The organism is Rathayibacter rubneri, assembly GCF_023743255.1.
Lineage (GTDB): Bacteria > Actinomycetota > Actinomycetes > Actinomycetales > Microbacteriaceae > Rathayibacter > Rathayibacter rubneri.
In genome coordinates this window covers 1-3,309 of the sequence record NZ_JAMRYM010000173.1, presented here as the reverse complement: position 1 = coordinate 3,309, position 3,309 = coordinate 1, and the positions used below count along the sequence as shown (strand labels likewise).

Sequence of the window (3,309 nt, the reverse complement as noted above, 5' to 3'; positions counted from 1 at the left end):
CCTGGAGGGAGGGCGGGGTGACCGCCTCTTCGGTGAGGGTCATCGCCGTGCCTCCTGGTGGGGCGACCCTGCCGACCGGCGGGTCACGAGATCGCGGCCTCGAAGGTCGCGTAGAGCGACTTCGCGGCGTCCTTGTTCGACTGCTGGCCGAAGGTGATGCCCTCGTAGGCGAGGGTGAAGTCGGCGGGCAGGGTGCTCACTCCCGGAGGGGCCAGCGGCGAGGGGTCCGAGAACTGCGGCTGGTACTTCTGCACGAAGTCGTTGACGATCTTGTCGCCGCCGCTCAGGGTCGGCGCCAGAGCGTCGTAGTTGTCGGTGTTGAGCGGGATGCCGCGGCTGAGCTTGAGGATCTCGGCGGCCTCCGGGTCGTTGATCAGGAAGTCGAGGAACGCGGCGGCCTCCTCGGGGTGCTCCGACTGCGGCGAGATCGCGGCCACGTTCGTCCCGGCCATGCCGAGCCCGATCACCCCGGTGTCGGTCGGCATCGGCGCGAGTGCGACGTTGCCCTCCCCGAGCGTGTCGACGAACGCGCCGGTGATCGACGCCGCGATGAACTCGCCGGCGGCGAGCCCGCGGGCGAATCCGGAGTTCTGCATGCTCTGGTCGATCGTCGACGTGGTCTGCGGGTCGGTCGAGGCGCCGGAGTCGCGCAGCTCCTGCATGAGGTCGAACCAGCCGAGCAGGTCCTTCTCGGTGAATCCGAGCTCGCCGTCCTCGGTGAACAGGAGCTTGTCCTGCTGGCTCAGCCAGGTCGAGAACAGGGCGATGTAGCCGCCCGGGTCGCTGATCGCGGCCTTGGCGCCCCCGCTGGCCTCGCGGATGGCGGTGCCCGCGTCGATCAGGTCGTCCCAGGTGAAGTCCTCGTCCGGCGTCTCGAGACCGGCGGCGGACCAGACGTTGGGGTCGTAGGCCCAGCCGTAGGTCGCGGTGCCGAGGGTGAAGCCGTAGGTCTTCCCGTCGATCTGCCCGATCTTCTGCGTGGCCTCGGGGATCTTGTCGACCGAGATGATGTCGCCCACGTACTCGCTGATGTCGGTGGTGGCCTGCTTCTGCGTGTACTCCTTCACCGACTCCATGGGGATCAGGAACAGGTCGGGCTGCGACCCCGAGGCGATCTGCGTCGCGAGCTTGGGGATGTAGGAGTCGATGGCCGAGAAGGAGGTCTCGACCGTCACTCCCGGGTTCTTCTCCTCGAACACGTCGATGGCGGCCTCGGTGAGTTCGGCGCGCTCGTCGTTGCCCCACCACTGGAAGGAGATGGTGACGGGGCCGGCGGACTCCTCCGCCGCCTCCTCGGAGGGTCCGGAGCAGGCAGTGGCGCTCACGGCCAGGCCGAGCGCGACGGCGCCGGCGCCGAAGGCTCTGAGCGCCCGGTGCGGGATGGGACGGATCATGTGCAACTCCTCGTTGAGCGTGCGCCCGTGTCGGGCGGTGGCGGCGGCCGGATCGGGTCGCAGGGTCGCGGTTCCGAGAAACCGGTTTCTCACGTACTGTAGCAGGAGGCACACAGGGTGCCAACAGGTGCACTGCAAGAAAGGCGACGATGCCCGACGACCGCGAGACCACCGCCGTGTTCACGAATCCGCTGCTGGACCACGACGTCCCCGATCCGGACGCGATCGCCCTGTCGACGGGCGGGTGGGGGCTCGTCGCCTCGAGCTTCGACCGCTCCCCCGGACTCCCGCTCTGGCACTCGGACGACCTGATGAACTGGACGCCCGTCGGCCACGCCGGCGGCTACCGGCCCGACTCCCCTCACGACGGCGGAGTCTGGGCGCCCAGCCTGAGGGAGCACGACGGCCGCCTCTTCGTCGTCTGGGGGGATCCGGACCGCGGGGTGCTCGTGGTCGACGCGCCCTCGATCGAGGGCCCGTGGAGCGAGCCGCGACTCGTGCTCGAGGCGAGAGGCGTGATCGACGCGTGCCCGTTCTGGGGCGAGGACCGAGCGGTGATCGTGCACGGCTGGGCCCGCTCGCGGGCGGGCTTCGCCAACCGACTCGACGTGTTCGACGTCGATCCGGCGCTGACCCGCGCCCTCGGGCCCTCGCGCACGGTGATCGACGGCGAGGCGATCGAGGGCTGCACGACGCTGGAGGGGCCCAAGGCCTACTCCCGCGACGGGATGCTCTGGGTGCTCGCACCGGCCGGCGGAGTCGCCACCGGCTGGCAGTACGCGTTCCGCGCGCCCGCCTGGGACGGCCCGTGGGAGCACCGCCTCGTGCTCGAGCAGGGCGGGACGCGGGTCAACGGCCCGCACCAGGGCGCGTGGATCCCGGGCGAGGACGGGGAGGAGTGGTTCCTCCACTTCCAGGCGAAGGGCGCACTGGGCCGGGTGCTGCACCTGCAGCCGCTGCGCTGGAGCGACGACGGCTGGCCGCTGATCGGCGAGACGGACGAGGGCGGCACCGGGACCCCCGTGCCCTCCTGGCCGACCCCGCGCGGCGGATCGACGCCCGCGCCGCGACCGCGCGGCGGTGACGCGTTCTCCCGGGAGCGGCTCAGCGCCGCCTGGCACTCCCGGCACGCGCTGCCTGCCGAGCTGGTCGAGTCCGTCGGCGGAGGACGGCTCACCCTGCTCGGCCATCCCGACGCCGCGCTCCTGCGCCCGCTCGACGGCGCGCACCGCCGCATCGAGACCACCGTGCTCTCCGCGCACGGCGCCGAGGCGGCGTTCGTCCTCGTCGACTCCGTCACGAGGGAGCTGCGCCTGGACGCCGACGGCCGCGCCCAGCTCGTCCTGGGCGACTCCCCCGCGACGGCACTGGACACCGTCGGCACCCGGATCGGCGTCGAGATCGACGGACTTGTGGCGCGGTTCCTGCTCGACGGCCGCGCCGTCGGCGAGCCGTTGTCCCTCGAGGGCCGGCGGTGGACGGGTGCGGAGTGGGGACTCGCGGCCCGCGGGCCCGGCCGGGTCCTCTTCGGCCCCGTCGAGGTGACGGCGTGAGCGCCGCCGACCACGCGGTCAAGCGCGAGCGGGTCCTGGAACTCCTCGACGGATCCGGCGCCGACGCCGTCGCCCTCACGTCCTCCACGGCCCTCTCCTGGTACCTCGAGGGAGCACGCGTGCACACGAGCCTGCTCGGCGCCCCGATCGCCGCCGTGCTCGTCGACCGCGAGTGCGACCGGGTCCGCGTGTTCTCCAACGAGGTCGACCGCCTGCTCGACGAGGAGCTCGGCGCCCTCGCCGGGAGCGTCGCCGTCGAGACCGTCCCGTGGCACGCGCCGCTCCTGCCCGACGGCGTCGGCCGCGTCCGATCCGAGGAGTCGCTGGCCGCGGGCCTGCGCGCCGCCCGCGCCGTCCTGCTG

At 72.3% G+C, this 3,309-nt stretch carries 2 protein-coding genes and 1 pseudogene; 2 read left to right on the top strand and 1 reads right to left on the bottom strand.

Annotated features, from left to right (window positions below):
• Nucleotides 1-83: 83 nt before the first annotated feature.
• Nucleotides 84-1,394 (bottom strand): ABC transporter substrate-binding protein, encoded by a 1,311-nt coding sequence (locus tag NB037_RS18975; RefSeq protein WP_251948542.1) that lies wholly within the window; start codon nt 1,392-1,394, stop codon nt 84-86.
• A 149-nt stretch (nt 1,395-1,543) separates the two neighbouring features.
• Here NB037_RS18975 and NB037_RS18970 point away from each other — a divergent pair, with 149 nt between their 5' ends.
• Nucleotides 1,544-2,947, top strand: coding sequence for a family 43 glycosylhydrolase (locus tag NB037_RS18970; RefSeq protein WP_251948540.1), 1,404 nt, complete (start codon nt 1,544-1,546; stop codon nt 2,945-2,947).
• Nucleotides 2,944-3,309 (top strand): annotated as a pseudogene (locus NB037_RS18965) (M24 family metallopeptidase); the annotation flags it as partial. The gene NB037_RS18970 and the pseudogene NB037_RS18965, both read left to right, overlap by 4 nt.